This window comes from Microcoleus sp. S13C4 (assembly GCF_036700865.1).
In the GTDB taxonomy this organism is placed as follows: domain Bacteria; phylum Cyanobacteriota; class Cyanobacteriia; order Cyanobacteriales; family Microcoleaceae; genus Microcoleus.
This window is the reverse complement of record NZ_JAUBPS010000094.1, coordinates 1-21,070: the sequence shown is the minus strand read 5'-3', so window position 1 is coordinate 21,070 and position 21,070 is coordinate 1. Positions and strand designations below refer to the sequence as shown.

21 protein-coding genes are annotated in these 21,070 nt (G+C 47.2%); 10 read left to right on the top strand and 11 right to left on the bottom strand.

Translation table 11 applies throughout. The annotated features are described in order from the left end of the window. Positions 1–138 precede the first annotated feature (138 nt). The 5 genes from QT996_RS25770 to ebsA all read right to left on the bottom strand — a co-directional run bounded on the left by QT996_RS25770 (position 139) and on the right by ebsA (position 4,830). Complete coding sequence (locus QT996_RS25770) at positions 139–630, bottom strand: YajQ family cyclic di-GMP-binding protein (RefSeq protein ID WP_333050086.1); 492 nt, start codon at positions 628–630, stop codon at positions 139–141. Between the two features lie 134 nt (positions 631–764). Beyond that, positions 765–1,181, bottom strand: a complete 417-nt coding sequence (locus QT996_RS25765; RefSeq protein WP_333050089.1) for an MAPEG family protein — start codon at positions 1,179–1,181, stop codon at positions 765–767. Positions 1,182–1,196: 15 nt separating this feature from the next. Beyond that, positions 1,197–1,700 (bottom strand): hypothetical protein, encoded by a 504-nt coding sequence (locus tag QT996_RS25760; RefSeq protein ID WP_039887610.1) that lies wholly within the window; start codon positions 1,698–1,700, stop codon positions 1,197–1,199. A gap of 278 nt (positions 1,701–1,978) precedes the next feature. Further along, the gene (locus tag QT996_RS25755) at positions 1,979–3,076 is read right to left on the bottom strand and encodes a phosphotransacetylase family protein (protein ID WP_333050088.1); all 1,098 of its coding nucleotides are present in this window, start codon (positions 3,074–3,076) and stop codon (positions 1,979–1,981) included. A 1,379-nt stretch (positions 3,077–4,455) separates the two neighbouring features. Beyond that, complete coding sequence (gene ebsA / locus QT996_RS25750) at positions 4,456–4,830, bottom strand: type IV pilus biogenesis protein EbsA (RefSeq protein WP_333050085.1); 375 nt, start codon at positions 4,828–4,830, stop codon at positions 4,456–4,458. Positions 4,831–5,076: 246 nt separating this feature from the next. Here ebsA and QT996_RS25745 point away from each other — a divergent pair, with 246 nt between their 5' ends. From QT996_RS25745 to QT996_RS25735, 3 genes are all read left to right on the top strand, one after another. Beyond that, complete coding sequence (locus QT996_RS25745; RefSeq protein ID WP_333050084.1) at positions 5,077–6,594, top strand: glycosyltransferase family 2 protein; 1,518 nt, start codon at positions 5,077–5,079, stop codon at positions 6,592–6,594. A gap of 337 nt (positions 6,595–6,931) precedes the next feature. Further along, positions 6,932–8,161, top strand: a complete 1,230-nt coding sequence (locus tag QT996_RS25740; protein ID WP_333050083.1) for an ATP-grasp domain-containing protein — start codon at positions 6,932–6,934, stop codon at positions 8,159–8,161. 83 nt (positions 8,162–8,244) lie between these two features. Then, positions 8,245–9,141 (top strand): CoA-binding protein, encoded by an 897-nt coding sequence (locus tag QT996_RS25735; protein WP_333050082.1) that lies wholly within the window; start codon positions 8,245–8,247, stop codon positions 9,139–9,141. 143 nt (positions 9,142–9,284) lie between these two features. On the opposite strand, the gene QT996_RS25730 is transcribed toward QT996_RS25735, so the two are convergent. Further along, the gene (locus tag QT996_RS25730) at positions 9,285–9,992 is read right to left on the bottom strand and encodes an alpha/beta hydrolase (protein WP_333050080.1); all 708 of its coding nucleotides are present in this window, start codon (positions 9,990–9,992) and stop codon (positions 9,285–9,287) included. 463 nt (positions 9,993–10,455) lie between these two features. Here QT996_RS25730 and hpsL point away from each other — a divergent pair, with 463 nt between their 5' ends. Beyond that, positions 10,456–12,120, top strand: coding sequence for a hormogonium polysaccharide biosynthesis protein HpsL (gene hpsL / locus QT996_RS25725; RefSeq protein ID WP_333050078.1), 1,665 nt, complete (start codon positions 10,456–10,458; stop codon positions 12,118–12,120). Between the two features lie 110 nt (positions 12,121–12,230). On the opposite strand, the gene QT996_RS25720 is transcribed toward hpsL, so the two are convergent. The 4 genes from QT996_RS25720 to typA form a co-directional block, all read right to left on the bottom strand. Beyond that, entirely contained in the window at positions 12,231–13,499 is a 1,269-nt protein-coding gene (locus QT996_RS25720; RefSeq protein WP_333050076.1) for a DUF5050 domain-containing protein, read from the bottom strand. A 163-nt stretch (positions 13,500–13,662) separates the two neighbouring features. Continuing rightward, positions 13,663–14,109, bottom strand: a complete 447-nt coding sequence (locus QT996_RS25715; RefSeq protein ID WP_333050073.1) for a hypothetical protein — start codon at positions 14,107–14,109, stop codon at positions 13,663–13,665. Then, complete coding sequence (locus tag QT996_RS25710; RefSeq protein WP_333050072.1) at positions 14,106–14,978, bottom strand: ParA family protein; 873 nt, start codon at positions 14,976–14,978, stop codon at positions 14,106–14,108. The genes QT996_RS25715 and QT996_RS25710 overlap by 4 nt, the downstream gene beginning before the upstream one ends. Positions 14,979–15,513: 535 nt before the next feature. Continuing rightward, positions 15,514–17,304 (bottom strand): translational GTPase TypA, encoded by a 1,791-nt coding sequence (gene typA, locus QT996_RS25705; protein WP_333050070.1) that lies wholly within the window; start codon positions 17,302–17,304, stop codon positions 15,514–15,516. A 96-nt stretch (positions 17,305–17,400) separates the two neighbouring features. On the opposite strand from typA, the gene QT996_RS25700 reads away from it, so the two are divergent. The 3 genes from QT996_RS25700 to QT996_RS25690 are packed head-to-tail and all read left to right on the top strand — an operon-like array spanning position 17,401 to position 18,269. After that, the gene (locus QT996_RS25700; protein ID WP_333050069.1) at positions 17,401–17,601 is read left to right on the top strand and encodes a hypothetical protein; all 201 of its coding nucleotides are present in this window, start codon (positions 17,401–17,403) and stop codon (positions 17,599–17,601) included. Beyond that, complete coding sequence (locus QT996_RS25695) at positions 17,576–17,923, top strand: type II toxin-antitoxin system RelE/ParE family toxin (protein WP_333050068.1); 348 nt, start codon at positions 17,576–17,578, stop codon at positions 17,921–17,923. Before QT996_RS25700 ends, QT996_RS25695 begins: the two co-directional genes overlap by 26 nt. Beyond that, positions 17,907–18,269: a transcriptional regulator gene (locus QT996_RS25690; protein ID WP_333050067.1), complete on the top strand. Its 363-nt coding sequence runs from the start codon at positions 17,907–17,909 to the stop codon at positions 18,267–18,269. Before QT996_RS25695 ends, QT996_RS25690 begins: the two co-directional genes overlap by 17 nt. Before the next feature lie 110 nt (positions 18,270–18,379). On the opposite strand, the gene QT996_RS28745 is transcribed toward QT996_RS25690, so the two are convergent. Further along, positions 18,380–18,658 carry a hypothetical protein gene (locus tag QT996_RS28745; protein ID WP_445304593.1) on the bottom strand — a complete coding sequence of 93 codons (279 nt, stop codon included), beginning with the start codon at positions 18,656–18,658 and terminating at the stop codon, positions 18,380–18,382. 55 nt (positions 18,659–18,713) lie between these two features. Between QT996_RS28745 and QT996_RS25680 the strand changes: the two genes are divergently transcribed. From QT996_RS25680 to QT996_RS25670, 3 genes are all read left to right on the top strand, one after another. After that, positions 18,714–19,550, top strand: coding sequence for a M15 family metallopeptidase (locus QT996_RS25680; protein WP_333050065.1), 837 nt, complete (start codon positions 18,714–18,716; stop codon positions 19,548–19,550). Between the two features lie 143 nt (positions 19,551–19,693). Then, entirely contained in the window at positions 19,694–20,272 is a 579-nt protein-coding gene (coaD, locus tag QT996_RS25675) for a pantetheine-phosphate adenylyltransferase (RefSeq protein ID WP_333050064.1), read from the top strand. Then, the gene (locus QT996_RS25670) at positions 20,155–20,841 is read left to right on the top strand and encodes a DivIVA domain-containing protein (RefSeq protein ID WP_333050063.1); all 687 of its coding nucleotides are present in this window, start codon (positions 20,155–20,157) and stop codon (positions 20,839–20,841) included. The genes coaD and QT996_RS25670 overlap by 118 nt, the downstream gene beginning before the upstream one ends. Positions 20,842–21,070 lie beyond the last annotated feature (229 nt).

The following is a 21,070-nucleotide window of genomic DNA, read 5'->3' as shown; positions in this document are numbered from 1 at the left end:
TCATTCTCTCCTTAACGGTGGCTCTAGTTTTTCTTGGACCACCGTTCTCATCTTTAGTTAGTCTAAACTACAGTAATCAGGACTTTAGTCCTTATTCGCCAGAACTATGAGGACTGAAGTCCTGAGAAACTATCAAATCTAGCGGTAATTTGTAAACTGCAAAGCCATCGGATAATCTTCTTGCTTCAACCGTTGAATTACCAACTGCAAATCATCCTTATCCTTAGCCGAAACGCGCACTGCATCACCTTGAATCGAGCCTTGAATCTTTTTAAACTCATCTCGAATTAATTTAGTGATTTTCTTGGCAATTTCCTGGTCAATCCCTTTTTTCAGTTTGATTTCTTGGCGTACTCTAGTACCACTAGCCGCTTCAATTTTCCCATAATCAAAAATTTTTAGAGACAAATTGCGCTTGGCGGCTTTAGTTTGCAAAACAGTGTGAATTGCATCGAGAGTAAATTCGCTGTCCGTATTGACAGTAATTGATTCGGCGCCCAATTCTACAGTGGTTTTGGTATCTTTCAAGTCGTAACGGCTTTGAATTTCTCGCGTTGTTTGGTCAACAGCGTTAACTAATTCTTGCCGATCGAACTCGCTGACAATATCAAAGGAATAACTAGCAGCCATAAATTAGTAATTGGTAATGGGTAATTGGTAGTTGCTAATGGGTAATTGGTAGTTAGTAGTTGGTAATTAGTCATTAATTAACCTTCTCTTAACTAATGACTAATGACTACAGACCACTGACTAATAATAATTAATTAGCCATTAACAGCCATTAAACTGAAATAGAATAAAGTAGCTGTGCAAGAAGAACTAATCGCAAACATGAGCGATCGCCCCAGCGGCACATTCAGAATATAGAAAACCGAAAACAACAACCGGGCGATCGTAAAAGCGATCGCAGCCCAACCCGCCGCCTCCGAATCTACCCCCGTCACAAAAGCCATCAAAGCCGCCGCTGAAAACAGCATAAACGTCTCAAACGAATTTTGGTGAGCCCAAGTTGCCCGCTGAGCGTAAGCAGGCAACCTCTCAAACATAGCGCGGGGGGCTGCTTGGTCGTAGCCTAGCTGCAAGCGGGCGAACGCAACCACCAAAAACGGTGCGTAAACCAGCGCAGCAGCAGCAGCAATACAATCAAGCAGAATAACCGACACAGGTAATCCCAACAGCATCATCCGCCTCGCAGTTCAATCAAAATAGAACAGAGTAACTACCTTGCGCTGTTCCTCCGCATCCTGGCAAGTTTTCAGCAAAGTGTGGCTTTCGTGAAAAGCAAAACATATCAGTTGCTGGCAGCGAGAAATAATCTCCTGATTGCACATGGCGCTTGCTTCGGGAAGAGACAAGCTATCATTTTTGGGATTTTCTACCAAATGTATCACTTGTTCGAGTTGGTCACGAGACTCCCGGGGCTGGCGACTCATGCTTTGCGGCAAAATCACCGTCAGCAGATTAGGATCTGCTCGCATTGCCCCCCGAATTGCGGCTGAATTGGTGCCTGTAGCGCCAGAAGTGATGAGCTGATTGCCTCCCAGAACTATGGCATAGCTCAGCATCTCGATTAGCTGCTGGTGGGTAATAGGAACGTGGCGAGAACCCAAAAGAGCAATCCGCTTGGAGCTGGTTTGCTGGATCGCCGCAAGTTCTTGTAAAAAATCATCTACTCTGGGTAGCTCAATTGATTGACTCAAAGAATTTATTAAATTAAATAAAACTACGTTGTGGATTTTAGCAGACTCACTAGCCATTGCCGCCAAAAAGAAGTTAAGAATTGCTGATTGACGGCCTCAGACTAGAGGATCTGGAGATTTGAGGAAGCCAGAAGGCAGAAGGTCTGAAGACATTCGGCAGCCCCAGCTCAAGGTAGAATTCAAGAAAAATTGAGAATTTAAGAATTTTGGCTTTTTATTTATTTAAACAAAAAGTTCTCTCTGCCGAATACCTTCTTCCCTCAGATCCGGCTCTCTTATTAATGGACTCGATCGCTTAGGCCCAAAGATGCCATTAGACCCTCAAGGTCAAAATGTTCTGCCATTAGCTGAGTAACGCATTCCACCTTGATCGGTTCGTGTAGGCGCACGCTGCCAAAGGTGCTGTCGATAATTTCCACCGTGGTTAAGGTATCCAAATCAACAGACAAAACTGGAATTTCCATTTCTTCTGCCCTGCCGATAACCAAGGGAGAAGGAGGCAAGTGGCCTGTCAAAATTAAGCACTGAGTCGAGCTTTCCAGAGCCGCTAGCTGAATGTCAGTGCGATCGCCCCCCGTCACCACCGCCATATTTCTCGCTTTGCGGAAATACTTCAGAGCCGAACTAACATTCATCGCGCCAATTGTCAAGGTTTCCACCATCAAGTCCAAACGGTCTCTACGGCACAGCACATCAGCTTTCAATTGGTGCACCAATTCTTTGACGCTGACACTTCGCAGCAAAGCACTTCTCGGCAGCATTCCCAAAACAGGAATACCCGCAGCCTCCAGAAAAGGCCGCACAGTCGCCGTTACGGATTCGAGTTTGTCCGAGGGAACGTCGTTGAGTACCACGCCCAGCAACCGCGAACCCAAACGCTGTTTAGCCGACAGCAAATCGTCTATATAAAGATCGATCGGGCGGGCTACCAACAACACAGAAGCATCAACTGCCTCAGCGACTTGAGCCAAAGACAAGTCAAACAGACTGCCTTCCTCCAAATTAGCTGGGCCTTCTAACAGCACCAACTCTCCGCTGGGAGCTTGCAAATATTGCGCTAAAGACTGGCGGTAATCTATCTTGTCTTCTCCCCGCAAACGCTTGTGAACCGTTTCTTCGTCCAAATACAGCAGTGTTGACGGCATCTGACTTTCTGAAAGCTTCAGCGTCTCTACCGCGAACCGCACGTCTTCGTCCTCTATCCCCGCTCCGTCGGAGCTGAAACAGGTTCCCAGAGGTTTGCCGTAGGCGACGGCCAGTCCTTTTGCCCGGAGTCCGAGTGCCATCCCCAGGGCGATGGCAGACTTGCCGCTGTAAGCTTTTGTGGAACCGATCAGCAAATATTTAGTCAATTTGGGTACGCCTTCAATCCTCAATTTGCACCTGTCTATTTCAATAAATTTAGTTTTTTGTACAGTATTTCTGAACTGCGACTCAATTTTGCAATACAATTATACTCGATTTAGTCGCTTTTGGTCAGATTGTTTTTTTGCCAAAAACTTTTATTCACCTGTTCGCAACCCTTTCCTTCCCATTCTTTTTACTTGATTTTGGGAAAGCACTTTTTGAATTGTTTGTTTTACCAGCCGTTTTTGATAATGATTTATCGCCGCTGCTTCCTTTAAAAACCGATTTTAATTATAAATTTTTTAGCTAGTTTTATTACTGAGGTTAGATATTAATACTGACTTTTATAAAATAAAACTAACAGGGTAGAAGTGGTGATTTCACTAGAAACACCTATTGAGAGGGCTTGGTGCAGTTTTTGTGTGGTATATAGCAATCATAAATCATTTGTGAATTTATTCCCTCCTCCCCTTCGTAAGGCGAGGGTAGGGGTGGGGTAAAAAAAAATACGACTCATTTATGATTGCTATCATACAAGTATTTTGTAGGGATAAAGTCCCGTGCTTGGCTGATCATTCGTGCAGATAATTGAAAATCGATAGGTTGTATTATTAGTTATTAATTATTAGTGCGGTCGCCCGCCTTCAAACTGAGCGGTGGCACTGCGAGCAATAAGCTGTTTAGGATAGGGCTTCTACCTTCTAAACACATAAATTGTCGGGCGGCGTGGGCTGGCATTTCGGCAGCCCAAAGGCTGATTGCGATGCTAGCCCGATCGCAGTTCAAGCGCTGTAGATTGATTTTCCTTGGGGGGATCTACAGCGCTTTCCTCTCAGCTACCGAGTCGCAACATTTGAACGAAATCAGACGGCGCGATTCGCCTAACGGCGATAGCTTCGCTTCACGCACTCGCACAGCACCAATGTCCGAAATAGGCTTTTGGGCTTGTTCCACAACAAAGTACAGTAGTTTTCAATTGTATGAAATACAGGTAGGGAATCAGGCAAAGCCTGATTCCCTACGCGAAATCTGTATCACGCTCAACTGAAAACTGCGGTAGATTTACTTTAGCAGTGGGGATAAGTGCTGACCCCAAAGAGATTATTGAGAATGATCCAACAACTCACTTACTATTTCCGCTTCTCAAATAGGGCTGGCGCACCAATCATGTAATGTTGCCATCGAGGCGTTAGTTACACTATTGGTGCGCCAGTTATAGCGCCTGTCAATCGATTTTAGATTTTAGATTTTAGATTTTAGATTGAAGAAAGCGACCCCACTGATAAATCCGGGGGCTGGCGATCGGGATTCCGAGCTTTTTTCTCGATCCACGAATCAATCCGGAGGCCCCGGATTAAATTGCTTGATTGTCAATTGCGGACTTTCGGGAGTGCGGCTGCGGTGAAACTTATTCATCCATTCGCATCAGCTTGCGGTAAAACGTTTTAGAAAAATCGACAGTACGAGTCCGCTGAAAAGTCAGGAGAACCTCAATTAAGCAACTAACAAACTCAGAGCTTTGCATCGTCACTTCGTAGCTGAGTTCAGCATTGCCGTCAAACAACACCCGACAGCGGGTTAAATCGATCGGCAGCGACGAGATATTCCAACTAGCGACAAAGGGCACGCTCTCCCCGCCCTCAATTTTTCTGGTCCCCTCCAAGCTTTTGAGCTTGTAAAGGCCAATAGCGTGCGGTAAAAACTTGCGCCTGGGCTCTTGACAGAAAGGCGCGTAGACTTTCACTTCTTTGTCATCGGCTGGCTTGAGTTGAGGAATAGACATATTTCCACCTCAGACAATTATTACTAACAGATAGTTTAGATCCCCTGAAAAAACTAGCAGATATTCCTGGTCGATCGCAAGCAAAAGTCAACCTAAATACTTTATCCAGCGCCTGTTTACCCGGGCAGTACAAGCACCGAACCCGCTGCTTGTCCTCCTGTCGGCTTTCGACAAAATGCCAGAAACTGATACAGTAGATGCTTATCTCTAAAATCAAAAACTATTGGTGGTTGAATCAAGTAACCTATGCAGGAGAGTTCTTGGCCAGAAAACGACGCTCGCAGCGAGCTTAACTTGGACATCTCTGATTTAGCTCAAGAAGAGTTCAAGAGTTTGACCTCAAAGTCGAAGCTCAGCAAAGTATTTGCTATACCAGACAGTGGCGACAGGGTGTTTGACGCGGAAACAAAAGCAGAGCTCCCAGTTGCGGTGTCTGTGCCGGGAACTCCCTCTTTTCCTCAAAATCTGTACCGGGGACGCCGTGGAAAAGCCGCAGCAGTGCTGACTGCGATTTGGGCCGGCACGATCGCCCTGCACTTGATTTCTTGGGGTGCGTGGGTAGTGTGGGGGTTGACGGGACTGCTGTGGATGCAAGCATTTCGAGTGTTGTTTGCTTCGCCCAAGCCCGCACTGCCACCTCTTGCCGATGAAAGTCGAGAGGATTGGCCTTACGTATCGCTGCTAGTGGCGGCGAAAAATGAGGAGGCGGTGATTGCCCGCTTCGTAGAATCCATCTGCAATGTAGATTATCCGATCGACCGCTACGAAGTTTGGGCGATCGACGATCACAGCAGCGACACCACGCCGCTAGTATTGGAACAGCTAACTAAAAAGTACCCCCAGCTCAAAGTATTTCGCAGAGGAGCAAATGCCAGCGGCGGGAAGTCTGGAGCCCTGAATCAAGTGTTACCCCTGACTCGCGGGGAATTTGTCGGAATATTTGACGCCGACGCGACGGTAACGCCGGATTTGCTGCGCCGGGTGCTACCAGTGTTCCATGGAGAAAAGGTAGGGGCTGTGCAAGTCAGAAAAGCCATCGCCAATGCTTCGGTAAATTTGTGGACTCGGGGCCAAGAAGCAGAAATGGCCCTCGACAGTTTTTTCCAACAGCAGCGGATTGCGATCGGCGGCATTGGAGAATTGCGCGGTAACGGCCAATTCATGCGTCGCACCGCCTTGGAAAGCTGCGGAGGCTGGAACGAGGAGACGATTACCGACGACCTTGATTTGACGGTGAGGCTGCACCTAAACCGGTGGGACATTGAATTTCTCCCTTTCCCCGCCGTGTCAGAAGAAGGAGTCACTAACCCTCGCGCTCTGTGGCACCAGCGCAATCGCTGGGCAGAAGGTGGCTATCAGCGTTATCTTGACTACTGGCGGCTAATTTTGCGGAACCGAATGGGAACTGGGAAAACTTGGGATTTATTTGGATTTTGGGTATCTCAATATTTCTTACCCACAGTAGCGCTACCCGATTTTGTGATGTCAATTGCGCTGCGCCGGATGCCGATCGCCAGTCCCATAACTTTTATGACCCTTACATTGTCGGTAGTGGGAATGTTTGTCGGTTTGCGCCGTACTCGCAAAGAGACCAAATTTGACGTAAGGCGAGTTTTTGTCACCTTGCTGCAAACTCTACGGGGTACTGTGTATATGTTCCACTGGCTGCTGGTAGGGACTGTAACGGCTCGGATTGCGGTGCGGCCCAAGCGGCTCAAATGGGTCAAAACCGTCCATCAAGGCGCGGATAGTAGCATCAAGTAAACAATTAGCAGAAATATCTCGGCACAGTATGGCTCAAAGTCCGAAGATTTCCGGAGACAAAAAAACACCAACGCTCGCCAAATATGTATCCGCCAGAGCCTAAGAGTAAAATTTGGCAATTCCGAGAAAAAAACACTTTGAAACAGCTTAGGTAATAGGTAATCAGCGAGCGGTAATAGCGAATAAGTAATCGGCAATACAAAAGTCTAAAATTAAAAGATAAAAGCAATAATTTTTGACTTTTAACTTGACAAAAAACCAATTACTATCTATTAATTATGAATTGCCAATTAGGACGAATTGCTTGTTGCCAACTACCCGTCACCCGTAATTGATAATGGATTTGTTAGAGTACCAAGCTAAATCTTTATTTCGCCAGATGGCAATTCCGATTTTGCCGTCGCAGCGGATTGACAATCTCGCCGACCTCAAAGGACTGAAAATTCCCTACCCCGTTGTACTCAAATCGCAAGTGCGGGCTGGGGGACGGGGCAGGGCGGGCGGTATCAAGTTTGTGGAAAATACCATCGATGCAGTAGCAGCCGCTCAAACAATTTTTAATTTGCCCATTGAGGATGAATATCCCCAAGTTCTACTGGCAGAAGCAAAGTACAACGCTGACCAAGAATTGTACTTAGCGGTACTCCTAGACCCCGTAGCACGCCGCCCGGTGCTTCTGGGATCGAGACAAGGAGGTATGGATGTCGAAGGGTCGATCGAGCAAATGCAGCAAGTTGCCGTAGATCAACAATTTTCCCCATTCTACGCGAGGCGTCTCACGCTGAAAATGGGGTTGCAGGGAGACTTGATTCAGTCGGTGAGCACCATTGTCGAAAAAATGTACCGGCTGTTTGTCGAAAAAGATTTAGATTTAGTAGAAATCAATCCTCTCGGCATCAGTCCTACGGGAGAGGTAATGGCTTTAGACGGTAAAGTAACCGCCAACGACGATGCCTTGGGGCGGCATCCAGATTTGGTCGCACTCTCGGGGAAGAGGCAAAGCATCGGGTTGGGACGGGAAAGGAGAAGTCCCCATGGCCCTGGCGATCGCCCCCATTCCCACTCGAAGGTTCCGCACTCGCCGGAGTTTGACCCCAAATCTCAATCCTCAATCTCGAATTCCGAATCCCTGCAATTAATCGAACTAGACGGGAATATCGGGATTTTGTGCAACGGAGTGGGTCTGACAATGGCAACTCTGGATGCTGTAACCCACCAAGGAGGAAAACCAGCTAATTTTGTGAATATTGGTTCCCTAGACCGCGACGATGCAGCAAATGCGCTGCGCGATCGCACGGAGTTGGGTCTGGAGTTAGTCGCTCAGGATAAAAGCGTTAAGGTGATACTTGTAAATATTTTGGGCAGCGCCTCCAAGACCGAGGAAATAATCGCCGCAGTAGCCGGCTATTTGGAACGAAAAGCTCGCGCTAACCGCCATATCCAAGTTGTGCTGCGGCTGGTAGAGATCGATGCTGAGACTGTTAAAAAGCGTTTGGGACAGTTGCCGGTGCAGCTAGCTAGCACTTTGGATGAGGCCGCGGCCGCTTCTGTATCCTCCGCCAAGTAGCAGCAGTCGATCGGCAAAAAACGAGATTTCTGTACAGATGAAGGCCTTCTGCTTTTTACAGATCGAGTGTCAAGTGGGAAAAAATGAATTTAACTCCTGAAAGCAAAGTCCTAGTACAGGGCATTACAGAATCTCCCGCGTCAACCCGCGCAGCCCTGATGATGAAAGCATACGGCACGAATGTAGTCGCCGGTGTCAGCCCCGGTCGGGGGGGGCTGGAAGTGGAGGGAATTCCGGTTTTTGATTTGGTAGAACAAGCAGTGGCGGCAGTGGGTCACGTTGACACTGCGGTAATTTTTGTAGACGCTTACTCGGTGCTGGATGCGGCTCTAGAAGCGATCGCGGGAGGAATTCGGCAAATCGCGATCGTCACTGGGGGAGTACCTCCTCTGGATATGGTGCGCTTAGTCAGAAAAGCAGAGGCCACCGAAACTTTGGTAATCGGGCCCAACAGTCCGGGGATTATTGTGCCCGACAAACTGCTGCTGGGAACTCACCCCAAGGAATTTTACACTCCCGGCCCGGTGGGAGTGATCAGCCGCAGCAGCACTTTGACTTACGAAGTTGCCCTAGAACTAACGGAGGCTGGGTTGGGACAGTCGATGGCGGTTTGTATTGGCTGCGACGCGATTGTCGGTTCTTCTTTTATGCAGTGGCTGCAAATTTTGGACGAAGACGACAGTACGGAGGCGATGGTTTTGGTGGGGGAAGTTGGCGGATGGAGTGAACAAGCTGCTGCTTCTTACATCGCTTCGGCGATCGACAAACCCGTGGTGGCTTATCTGGCCGGCCGCTACGCTCCCAAGGGGCCGTCTTTGGGCCACGCCGGCATCCTGATCAGTTCTCGGGCGGCTGCCCAGAAAGCCTTTGGAGTTACGGCCCCAAACAAAATGGCTGCCTTTGAAGAGGCGGACATACCTGTGGCGGCTCGGCCTTCGGAGGTTCCTAAGTTGCTCAAAAAATTGCTAAAGAAAAATTGATTGGTTTGGGATGTGTCACAATAGCCCTAACCCTCTTGGCGGTTGGGATAGGGGTAGGGCGGGGGCGGGTTTTGTCTCAAAATTGTCTGCAAAAGGCCACAACTGCACGTTAAACCCGCCCCTAATACACATTTAGGATTTTTTTACCACAGTCCTCTGACCGGTCTGTCAGGCTGGGGTGCGGTTGCTGGCAAGGGGGCGGGTGCGATGCGGCGGGGCGCGGGAGGCGGAGTTGTTGGCTGCACGCTGCGGCGAGGTTCGATCGGACTTTCGGTGCCAGTTGTTTCAGTGGTGCGAGTTGTCGATCGCATCACATCTTGAAGCAGGCTTTGCAGAGTTCCGGCTATACTCTGAACTTTCCCAACAGCGGTGCGAAGGCTGGCAACATCTACGTAAACCTCGTTGAGAGGATACTTTTTCAGGATTTCCAGCAGCGATACCTTACCGTCGTCGCCCGCTGCCAGGATCAGCGCCGCCCGCAGAGCTTTGCCGCTTTCTGTGCGCCGCTGAGTGCGAATTGCTTGACCGATTTGGTCAGTGATTTTTTCTCCCGGGGTGCTGTAAACTACCCTGGCCAGATTAGCAGGCTTTAAACCGATTTCTAGACCCATGAACCCCCGCAATCTTTGCGCGTCCATTTTGGAGAACCGGATAATTTGTCGCAGGGTTGGCGTCGTCGTGCCGTCTTTAGCAAAGTCTTCTAAGTCGCTGATATTGATGGCTTGTCTGATCGGGCCAAAGGTGAGGACAACTTTTTCGGCCCCTAATGCTGTACTGCTGCTAAATAATATGCTCCCGCTTGCTCCTAAAAATAGGGCTATGCCGATCGATACAAATTTTGTTAATTTCATATTCACCGCTAGATTAAAATTATTTTTTCGAGATTTGTACATTTTTGTACATTATAGATGCAGCAGTTATATTCTACAACGTCGCCAGTGTAATTTGTGCCCGCGTCACACCTACAATCTCGACCGAGACTTTTTCTCGATCTTGACTTTTAAAATAAGTAACCACATCTGCCGAAATCTTTTCGCTTCTATTCCTTCTGTCTTCTACCTTCTACATCTCCAGCCTTATAAATCAGAGTGTCTTTCGCCTTCAACATAAGTGCCTTATAAAAATTCTAGAAACTGCCCTGACGGGAGGAGGTTCTTAATTGCACAAACATAAGGGGTCGATTGCTTCTTCTTTCTCTCTTAGGCAACTAAGTCCCTCTTCCTTCTTCCCTTTTCCTCTTCCCTCTTCCCTCTTCCTTCTTCCCTCTTCCCTCTTCCTTCTTCCCCCTTCCCTCTTCCTTCTTGCTTCTGCTATATGTTGAAAACCAAGCAAAAATCCAAGAAATCTAAACACAAGCACAGCGAAAAAACAACAGCGCTCAGCAAAAAAGAAGTAGCTGCACAAAAACGCAAAATTTCAGAAAAGCGCAATGAATTGGTGCAGGCGATCGCCCTAAGCTGCTTAGTCAGCGTTGCTGTCAGCATCCCCCTGTTGTTCGTCGCCCGCCCTAAGATTGCTATTGCAGGAGGCGCAGCCGCAGCCATCTTGCTGCTTTCCTACAAATACCCCCGTCAAGCTTTGTGGGCTTTTCTAATTTACCTGCCTTTCAGTGGTACAATTACTTACGCAATTGGTGGCGGGAATGCTGCATTTCAAGTAGCCAAAGATGCTTTCTACATACCAGCTCTCATCGCCCTAATTCAAAGCTGCAAAAAGAAACAGTTGCCCCTGTTCATTCCCAAAAAAATGCTTTCTACCTTCAGCATCCTGTTGATGATGGCAATGCTGACTTTAATTTTTGTGAACGGGGAGATGCAGCTCAACCCTATGAAGGGCGACAAACCAATTCTGCAAGGAATTCTCGGCTTAAAAGTATTGATAGGTTACATACCGCTGATTGCTTGTACCTATTATCTGCTCCGCACTAAGAAGGATTTGGTATTTTTTAGTCGAATGCACATCGTTTTGGCGATCGTTTGCTGCCTTCTCGGTTTGATTCAGTACCTATTTCTGCAAAGTGGGAAGTGTGCGGGAACCAGAGGAATGACGGGATCTGAATTATATAAAGCAACCCTGCAAGCTAGATGTTTTGTCGGCGGTTCTTTGGTGTTCAGTCCAGAAGTCAAGTTTGTCCGCTTGCCGGGAACTTTTGTCGCACCTTGGCAGTGGGCGTGGTTTTTAATTTCTCATGCTTTTTTAAGCTTTGCCTCTGCCTTTTGCGATCCTTCATTCTGGTGGCGAGTTATCGGTTTATTTGCCATGGCATTAGTATTTGCCAATGCAGTTATTTCCGGTCAAAGAGCTGCTTTAGTTATGGTTCCCCTTGCTACAGCAATCCTGCTAGTTCTCACTGGTCAATTAGTTAATTTTAAACGATTTATTCCCATCGGTGCCGGACTGGCGATTCTGCTGTTTGTCGGTGCAGCTATTAACCCGGGAATTATCGAGCAGCGGTGGGAGAGTTTTATTCGTCGCTGGAATGCTGCACCGCCCCAGCAGTTTCTCTTTAATCAGTTCGAGCAGAGCAACAATTTTATCATTGACAAACCTTTCGGTAGAGGTGTGGGACGAGCCACTAATTCAACGCGAATATTTGGTACCACGCAGCTAATTGAAACTTTCCAACCTAAGTTGATCTACGAACTAGGTTATCCGGGAATGATTAGTTTTCAGATCATGCTTTTACACTTAGCTTTTTTAACTTTTAGAGCTTACCGATCTGTCAAGGACAAAAGTTTGCGGAGTTACGGAGCTAGTTTTTGGGTGTTTGTTGCATTTATTACGATCAATACTCAATACTATCCGCTGGATGTAGATCCAGTGTCCGTGTATTATTGGGTTTTAGCTGGGGCAATTTTAAAGTTGCCCAAAATTGATAAACAGGTGCAGGATGAAAAACACCAGGAACTTGAGTCAAAGGATTTGGAAGTTCATCAGCAATTAAAGGAGAAAAAAATTATTGCATCTGCCCCAATTTGACGGCTTTGGACGCAGAATCTCTATATTGGAGGTTGGCAGTAGAACTTACCGTTATAAGTAGCACATTAAACAACTTGTGCCTTAAGTCCTTTCTTATTTCACTTGTAAGTTTACTGCGGTTGCCAAACCGGATTGCTAGCATTCAAATCCTTGTCGTTTGTCAATTTAGTCAAGACCAAACCGTCCCGATTAATTACATACAAGTTGCTTTTGTCTCCTGGGATTTCGTTAAATATAAAAGCAATTTGCTGGCTGTCAGTAGACCAAGCTAATTCTGAAATTCCCGACGGTTTTAACCTAGGAGCTAGTTGATTTAGCTGTTTCCCGTCAGCATTGATTGTGTAAAGTTTTTGATTGTTGAACTCTCCGGCCAGGAAGGCAATAAATTTGCCATCCGGCGACCACGAAAGTTGGTCGTAGTTTCTGGGTTTTTGGGTCAGGTTCTTGGCTGTCCCCCGGTTAATGTCGAGTAGGTAGATATCTTGCTGTTCGCCTGCTGAATCGCCGGGTTTATTGTAATAGTAAGCAATGCGGCTGCTGTCGGGCGACCAAAAGAGTTTGACGTTGTAAACCTCATTTTGCGGGTTGTTGGTCAAATTCTTGAGGTTGGTTCCATCGGCATTAATTGTGTAAATTTGCTGTTTGGGATAAGCGCCAAACAAGAAAGCAATTTTTGTGCGATCGGGCGACCAAACAAGTTCACTTCCGCCGGATATATATTCGCCAGGGCTTTTAGTGAGTTTGGTTATTCCCGAACCGTCGGCATTCATTTTGTAGATATTTTTATCCTTGACAAATGCTACCTGCTGGCCATCGGGCGCCAGATAGCATTCCGATGAAATTTCTGTTTTAGCCGGTCGTCCTCCTACTTCCCACTTCCGAACTAATTTAGTTCCTTTAATACCCGAAGTGTCGCTCGTATAAAGTGATTGACTGCCGGGAGAATCTGAGGTAAAACCGTCGCAAGAACGGGCAAAAACAAGTTTTTGGCTGTTGGAAAACCACACTATTTCAAAACTACTTGCTTTGCAAGAATCCCCAGCAAACTGTTTAGTTAGCCCGGAACCGTCAGCCTTGACTGTATAAATGTCAGTGTCTCCGCTAACGAAAGCCAGCCGATCGCCATTGGGCGACCAAACTAGCGTGTAACTAACATCTATATTGGGTGCAAATTGGCGGCGGTTCCAAGCGTTAGTATTGACCACAAATAAATTGTTTCTCATCTCGCTGCCGCGCCTTTGGAGGGCGGTAAACGCTAGTATCCTTTGTTTTTGGGCTGCGGTTGTCGGAGGGCCCTGAAGGATCAAAAACACGGTGATTGCGAGTGTTAAGGAGATAAGGGCGATCGGCTTAATTCGCAATAATTTATGCAAACGCATTTTGTCAACATCATCTCCTTACTTTTAAATCTTCACAGTCTTCAGTCCTCATATCCCCGACTTCTGAAAGTGCTGGGGGAATATGGCAAATTCTAACTCCAAACTATTACCAATGCCGAATGGCAGCAATGCCCCATTCCCAATGGCCCATTCCCAATGCCATTCAAAGTGTTTGTCTGTCGATATGTCGTGACAGCCTCAAACTCTGTTTAATTCTGCCAATAATTAGCTCGAACATTTTTTTGCGGGACGGATTCTTGCTGCTGGGTGGCATCCCTAACTCGCAACACATCAAGTTCAAGTCAGTTGCACTCATAGCCAACAATTTTTGCCTCACCTCTTCTTCATTACCATTCTTAGCTTGTAAACGCAGTTCTTCATAAACTTCTAGAACATTTCCCGCCGATAAATTAGCAAGTTTATTAACATCAGCACCCCTGCGAATATCCGAAGTTTTTGAGCCAGCAGAAATCACTCCCCGCTTGACTTGAGTCTCAAGCCGGGTTAATTTTCGAGCAACGTCCCGCAAGATTTCCTTAAGTTCGCCAATTTCCTCAACTAACCCCCCGCTTTCTTGTTCGGAAGCAGCCAAAATTTCTTTTTTACTCATTTCAGATACTCCTCACACTCGCGCCATAGTTTTTCAAATTCTCTAACTAATTCTCGCGGCAGTTCTCCCTCATTAATCGCCCGTTTTAGCCCGACGCTTTCCCGAATCGTCGATTCTAAAAATCTAACCTCTATGTTATTATCTTTGGAGATATCATCGCAAAGTCTCTTTACTTCTCTCATGTAAAACTGAACTTCATTTGTCAGCAATCCTCCATAGGTTTTAGCTTTATTCATAAAGACTGCTATCTTGGGAAACGGATAAGGTTCAATCCGTTTCTGAAGCGAGTTTAAAACTAAACTCAATCCCCTAGAACCAAAATAATCGGGATTGACGGGAATTAATATTAAGTCGCAGCAAGAGAGTACGCTGTAGGTGAGGAGACTGAAGGAAGGTGAACAGTCAAAAAGCATCAAGTCATATTTGGGAAGATTGGCAGAGTTGGCGATTTTGCCGATGAATCTGCGGATGAAGTCTTTAACACTTTTTCCCTCAAATCCATCGATATCCAACCAATACAATTCTTCAACTGAAGGGACAAAATGCAACTGTTCGTCAATCTGATAAATAGTGTCGAAACCCACTGGGAATTTAAAGTTTTGTCCGGCTTTTTTAAAGACTTCTAGAGCGTCGTAAATTGTAAGTCTATGCTTAAGAGATTTTTCATACCACTTACCAAATTTGTCATCTAAATGACCTGTATTTTCATTAAGTCCGATCGCCTCTGTGAGCGACATTTGCGGATCTAAGTCTAACATCAAGACTTCTAAGTCGGTTCCTTGGGATATAATATTTCCCAGACTCCAAGTGACGGTAGTCTTTCCGACACCGCCTTTGAAGTTGATTACGGCTATTGATTTAGGACTCATGGCTGATTTTGCTTGGATTTGGCTCAATTTTTTATTAAAACATATTGTGGCAGTTAGTCGATCGCGCGATCCGGCATCAGCCCGCTCTGCCAATTGACACAAAAGGCAGACTATGATATAGAAATCAATAATAAAATAAATAGCCCATTATGTAAAATCAATTGACTCATTTGGCAATTATTCTGATATCAACCATATAGATTATAGCCAAGTAGTTAGATTGGAATTTTGCAACCGCAGATATTAGCGGATGAACACAGATGGACGCTGATTGTATTTTATGTGCGTTTATCTGCGTTTATCTGCGGTTAAAAAACCTTCTTATTGTTTTTGGTTGCTATGGATATAAAGATGCTGAAAGAATTGGACTCCCAGCAACATATTACTTAAAAAAGCCATGTACTTTGGATAATATATAATTTTTTTAAGTTCGGGCAGGTTTTTTGCGATAAAAAATAAGGTGCGCAATACGCACCCTACAATATGTTTTGCCTATAAAATGTAAGGTGCTATTCGGCGCACCCTACAAGTTGTTTTAGCGTTTGACCAACTTCTTAGAAACCTTCCGCAAGCGAATGGATTGTGGTGTTACTTCCACCAATTCATCCTGACCGATGTACTCCAAAGCGCGCTCCAAACTCATATCGACTGGCGCTTGCAATTGTGCCAATTCTTCACCGCCAGATGCCCGGTGGTTTGTCAACTGCTTCGACTTGCAAATATTCAGCTCCATGTCTTCATCTCGGTTGTTTTCTCCGATAATCATCCCTCTGTAAACCTTGGTTCCGGGGGTAATGAAAAATACGCCGCGGTCTTCAGCATTTTTCAGTGAATAAGTAGTTGCAACTCCTTCTTCAAAGGAAATCAATACTCCGTTGCGACGGGCGACAATTTCTCCACCGAGGGGGCGATAGTCGAGGAAGCTGTGGTTCATAATTCCAGCGCCGCGAGTCAACCGCATGAACTCGCCTCGGAATCCAATCAAACCGCGAGCGGGGACTGAAAATTCGATTTGGGTGCGACCGGTGCTGCTGACGTGCATATCTTGCATTTCTGCTTTCCGCTGACCGAGGCGTTCGATGCAGCCGCCGACTGCTTCTTCGGGTACGTCTAATACCAAACATTCAAAAGGTTCGCAGGGACGACCGCCGATTTCGCGGTAGATTACTTGCGGCTGGGATACTTGAAATTCGTATCCTTCGCGACGCATATTTTCGATCAGGATTCCTAGGTGGAGTTCGCCACGGCCGGATACGAGGAATTTGTCGGGAGATTCGGTTTCTTCGACGCGCAAGGCGACGTTAGTTTGGAGTTCTCGCATTAGCCGATCGCGAATTTGCCGAGATGTCACCAAACTTCCTTCTTGACCGCAGAACGGCGAATCGTTCACCGAGAAAGTCATCTGCAAAGTCGGTTCATCTACCTTGATTAAAGGCAGCGCTTGCGGGTCGTTCGGACAGGTAATTGTCTCGCCAATATACGCATCAGCAAAACCGGCAACGGCGACAAGATTACCAGCAGAAGATTCTGGGATATCAATCCGCTTCAGGCCTTCAAAGCCCATCAATTTGGTAATTTTTGATTTGACAATCGCGCCACTTTCGGTGATTAAGACTGCTTGTTGACCGATTCTAATCGTGCCGTTGTGGATGCGGCCGATGACGATGCGACCGACGTATTCTGAGTAATCTAAGGTGGTTACTTGCAGTTGTAGTGGCTTGTTGGGGTCGCCTACGGGGGGTGGTACGTGGTCGAGGATTTCTTCAAAGAGGGGCTTCATATCGACCCCTTCGTCTTCGAGGTGTTTTTTGGCGTAACCGCTTAAGCCGGAACCGAAGAGATAGGGAAATTCGCACTGATCGTCGTCAGCGCCTAGTTCGAGGAACAGATCCAAAACTTTATCGACGGCTTTGTGGGGGTCGGCTCGCTCGCGATCGATCTTATTGACAAAGACGATCGGGCGCAGTCCTTTTTCGAGGGCTTTTTTGAGCACGAACCGGGTTTGCGGCATCGGGCCTTCGTTGGCGTCTACGATCAGCAGACAGCCGTCAACCATGCCCAGAACTCGTTCGACTTCTCCGCCGAAGTCCGCGTGTCCGGGGGTATCGACGATGTTGATCAGGGTTTCTCCGTACCTGACGGAAGTGTTTTTGGAAAGGATGGTAATGCCACGTTCGCGCTCGATGTCGTTGGAGTCCATGACGCAATCTGGGATTTCTTCCCCTTCGCGGAAGATCCCGGACTGTCTGAGGAGAGCGTCCACAAGGGTGGTTTTGCCGTGATCGACGTGAGCAATGATGGCGACGTTGCGAATGGGAAGACTCATAATGCGTCTGGAACGTTAAACGGATCTAACTAAAGATTTCTTAATAATTGTAGCGCATGGAGTCAAGGGGCGATCGGGCGCGGCTTTAAGATGGGAGTGCGATCGTGGCTAGAATCAAGATTATGGCAGCGCAACCGAGAGAAATTGAGCGTTACACCACGCCTGACGGCAGAGTTTCTGTTGATCGGTAATTTTGAGTTGGCCCTGGTGAAGAAGGTTGGATACGGGGCGATCGCCGGTATTAAGATAGGGTGCAAGTACCATCGACTTTATGGAAGTACAGCCGAGGGAAATTAGACGTTATATTACCCCAGACAGTAGAAATCCTTTCGCAGAGTGGGTTAGTTCCCTTCGAGATTTGAATGCGGTAGTTAAAATTGAGCAAAGCCTTGACCGAGTTCGCTTAGGGAATTTAGGAAACAGCAAGTCTGTTGGGGAAGGAGTCTGCGAATTAAAAATTGATTTTGGGCCGGGGTATCGCGTGTACTTCGGACAATTGGGGTCAACAATAGTTCTTCTTCTCTGGGGTGGGGATAAAAGAACTCAAGAACAAGATATCCGCAAAGCGTATGAGTATTGGAAAGAATATGGAGAACGCGAAAATGCCAACGAGCGATAGTTACCAGGGCTATCTGATAGAAGCGCTCAAGGATAAAATACACGCTGCGGCTTATCTAACAGCGCATTTGGAAGACGAAGAGCCTGAACCTGGTTTGCTGGAACTCGCACTTAGCAATGTATTTGAGGCTCTTGGCGAACCAAATATGTCTACAGAGGATGCTAAATTGCATTTGGAAAAATTAGATGTTTTGTTGTCGGGAGAAGGAAGTGCGACAATTTATGCTTTGGCAAGTTGGCTGAAGGCTCTGGGATTGAAATTAACGGTTGCGGTTGATGAAGGAGATCAACCGGAAGAGGAAGATTCTGTTAGTGCTACTGAGTTGGCGGAAGTTGGTAATGTTTGATTTTGGGCGATCGAGCTTTAAGCTACTAATTAGACCTTAACGGCGCTCGAAGCCCGAGCCCTAAAGCAAGTAGACGATCGCTCTGGAGTATCCTACAATACTGTAAAAAGTTATGCCCGATCGCCCGGTATGGCAATGGCTGACATCGGTGCTCTGCTACAATTGGCCCGGACGTTTGATGTGTCGATCGAAGAATTGTTGGATTTTGTGGAACAGTAACAAATTACACTTAAAATAAACCAGCGCCACCAGCGCCAACCAGTTCGACCTCGCAGGGACGATCGACTGTGGGCCCAAGCAACAGATGCGAGAGTTGGCGGATGGGACGGGGCGAGGTCAGAAAGAGATGATATATTCTCAGCGCGAATTGTAGCTGTTCGATCGCCCATATCGGTCTACAATTTTTAACGTTGAGCCTTATTGAAGTGCAGGAGTGGAGCTGGCTTGGATAACGCTAGTCTGTCAAGAAAACCCCCGCAAGCCTCAGAGCTTGCCGCCGACGAAATTCCCGAAGCAGTGCGAGACCACCCATACCCAGAAGCAGGGCAAAGTCAGTCCAAGAAAAAAGGGCTGATTTGGAAACTGCTAGGGTTGGCTGCCTTAGCCTTTGGGGTCAGCATCTGGCTGCACCTCAACTTTAACTTGTTCCCAGCCACCAGTCAGGCAGAGCAAACTCAACAAAACCCAGCACCAGTGAGTTCCGCGTCTGGGTCGGTTGCGAGTCCAGCTACCAACCCAAAAGCCGGCACCGCCCCTGCAACCCCAGACAACCTGCTGGGACACTTGCCTTACCCCGAAGCACCAGCCAAAGACTTGGTAGGCGTCACCCCCGACGGTAGCGTCAAACTTCGCACCTCAGCAGCAGCAAAGTATCAGGAAATGGCCAACGCCGCAGCGGCATCAGGCATTTACTTTGCTCCCATATCCGGCTTTCGCTCCGTGGAAGACCAACAGCACGTATTTTTTGACGTGAAAGCCGAACGCAGGCAAAACGCCAGCAAGCGAGCCGAAGTCAGCGCCCCTCCAGGTTACAGCGAACACCACACCGGTTATGCGATCGACATCGGCGACGGCAGCGCCCCGGATACCAACCTCAGTCCCAGCTTTGAAAATACCCAAGCATTCAAGTGGCTAGAAGCCAACGCCGTCGCCTTCAGCTTTGAAATGTCCTTCTCCAAAAACAATCCCCAAGGCGTCAGTTACGAGCCTTGGCATTGGCGGTTTGTCGGCGACAAGCAAAGCCTCGAAACTTTCTACAAAGCTCATTCCATGAAAAAGTAGAGGCAAGAAGGAAGAAGGAAGAGGGAAGAAGGAAGATTTTCCACATCTCCGGCTTTGCCACTCTCCCACCCTCCCACGGCCCCACTCTACCCATTCTCCCATTTCCCCACTCCTCCACTCCCCCACTCCTTTGAGCAAAACTCGTGATTGCAATCTATCCAGGCAGCTTTGACCCCATAACCTTCGGTCACGCAGACATTATCGAGCGGGGATCTAAACTATTTGATCTGGTAATTGTTACCGTAGTCAGAAACCCCAGCAAAACCCCTCTCTTCACCGTAGAGGAACGGATCGAGCAGATCCTGCGGTCTACCCAACACTTGCCAAATGTAGAAGTAGACAGTTTTGAGGGTTTGACAGTAAACTATGCTAAGATTCGACAAGCCAAAGTGCTGCTGCGGGGGCTCCGGGTATTAACAGATTTTGAAATGGAACTCCAGATGGCCCACACCAATAAAACCCTTCTGGGTGAAATTGAAACAGTTTTTTTGGCAACTTCTAACGAGTACAGCTTTTTAAGTAGTAGTGTAGTTAAAGAAATAGCCAAGTTTGGTGGCTCCGTAGATCATCTTGTTCCGAAACACGTCGCCCTAGATATTTACAAATGTTACGCCAGCAGGAACCAACTCGCATCGAACCCGATAGTACCGGCCTCCGCACTGAGAACGAATCACCTCAGAACACAGCCGCCTTCGGAGACCCCACCCGAACCGCAGGAGTAGACATCCAGCGGGAATTGAACAGGCTTGAGGAAATTGTTCTCGACAGCCCGCGAATTCCTATGACCAGACGCACTCTGGTGGATGAAGAACAGTTGCTCGATCAGTTAGACTTGGTGAGGCTAAATTTGCCGATCGCCTTTCAGGAAGCCGAGACGATCATCCGGCACAAGGACGACTTGCTTCAAGAGGCGGAACTTTACGCTCAGGAAGTGATAGAAGTCGCAGAACAACGAGCAGCAGAAATTTTAAACGATATGGGCCTGCTCCAGCAGGCGAAGATAGAGGCAGATCAGTTGCGCCAGCAAGTTTTGCTCGACTGTGAGGCAATTCAGCAGGCCACGCTGGCGGAAGTCGAACAAATTCGCTACCAGGCTCAAGAGGAATTGGAAGAGATGAGAGTCAGGGCGATGGCTGAATGCGAGGAAATTCAAAACGGAGCCGACGATTATGCTGACCAAGTGCTCGATAATATCGAGCACAAGCTGAGCGATATGCTGCGCGTGATCCGCAACGGGCGCGATCAGTTGGATAGTGTTTCTGCGTCGCACATCCATCACAACAACGGTTAGCCAACAGTTAACTCATGGCTGGAACCTTTCTAAAAGTCTACCTAATTTAGGTAGATTTTTTTCGGAATAGTCTTTATAGTCTTTCTTCCTCAATTCCAGCACTCGGTGACTTATTGTTGCTGAGATAAGTTTTGTGAAGAGAAAAGCAAATATAATACCAATTTTCAAAAATCATGCAACAGTAGCTAGGGCTGACAAAATGTAATCCCATCCAGTTATAGATGCTATT

Bases quoted from the DNA above. Each gene is read 5' to 3' on its own strand.
- QT996_RS25695 (WP_333050068.1), top strand. From the start codon at position 17,576: ATGGAAGTACAGCCGAGGGAAATTAGACGTTATATTACCCCAGACAGT.
- typA (WP_333050070.1), bottom strand. From the start codon at position 17,304: ATGAGTCTTCCCATTCGCAACGTCGCCATCATTGCTCACGTCGATCAC.
- QT996_RS25740 (WP_333050083.1), top strand. From the start codon at position 6,932: ATGGATTTGTTAGAGTACCAAGCTAAATCTTTATTTCGCCAGATGGCA.
- ebsA (WP_333050085.1), bottom strand. From the start codon at position 4,830: ATGTCTATTCCTCAACTCAAGCCAGCCGATGACAAAGAAGTGAAAGTC.
- QT996_RS28745 (WP_445304593.1), bottom strand. From the start codon at position 18,658: ATGGGCGATCGAACAGCTACAATTCGCGCTGAGAATATATCATCTCTT.
- QT996_RS25690 (WP_333050067.1), top strand. From the start codon at position 17,907: ATGCCAACGAGCGATAGTTACCAGGGCTATCTGATAGAAGCGCTCAAG.
- QT996_RS25715 (WP_333050073.1), bottom strand. From the start codon at position 14,109: ATGAGTAAAAAAGAAATTTTGGCTGCTTCCGAACAAGAAAGCGGGGGG.
- QT996_RS25765 (WP_333050089.1), bottom strand. From the start codon at position 1,181: ATGCTGTTGGGATTACCTGTGTCGGTTATTCTGCTTGATTGTATTGCT.
- QT996_RS25720 (WP_333050076.1), bottom strand. From the start codon at position 13,499: ATGCGTTTGCATAAATTATTGCGAATTAAGCCGATCGCCCTTATCTCC.
- QT996_RS25735 (WP_333050082.1), top strand. From the start codon at position 8,245: ATGAATTTAACTCCTGAAAGCAAAGTCCTAGTACAGGGCATTACAGAA.
- QT996_RS25770 (WP_333050086.1), bottom strand. From the start codon at position 630: ATGGCTGCTAGTTATTCCTTTGATATTGTCAGCGAGTTCGATCGGCAA.
- QT996_RS25745 (WP_333050084.1), top strand. From the start codon at position 5,077: ATGCAGGAGAGTTCTTGGCCAGAAAACGACGCTCGCAGCGAGCTTAAC.
- hpsL (WP_333050078.1), top strand. From the start codon at position 10,456: ATGTTGAAAACCAAGCAAAAATCCAAGAAATCTAAACACAAGCACAGC.
- QT996_RS25670 (WP_333050063.1), top strand. From the start codon at position 20,155: ATGTTACGCCAGCAGGAACCAACTCGCATCGAACCCGATAGTACCGGC.
- QT996_RS25730 (WP_333050080.1), bottom strand. From the start codon at position 9,992: ATGAAATTAACAAAATTTGTATCGATCGGCATAGCCCTATTTTTAGGA.
- QT996_RS25710 (WP_333050072.1), bottom strand. From the start codon at position 14,978: ATGAGTCCTAAATCAATAGCCGTAATCAACTTCAAAGGCGGTGTCGGA.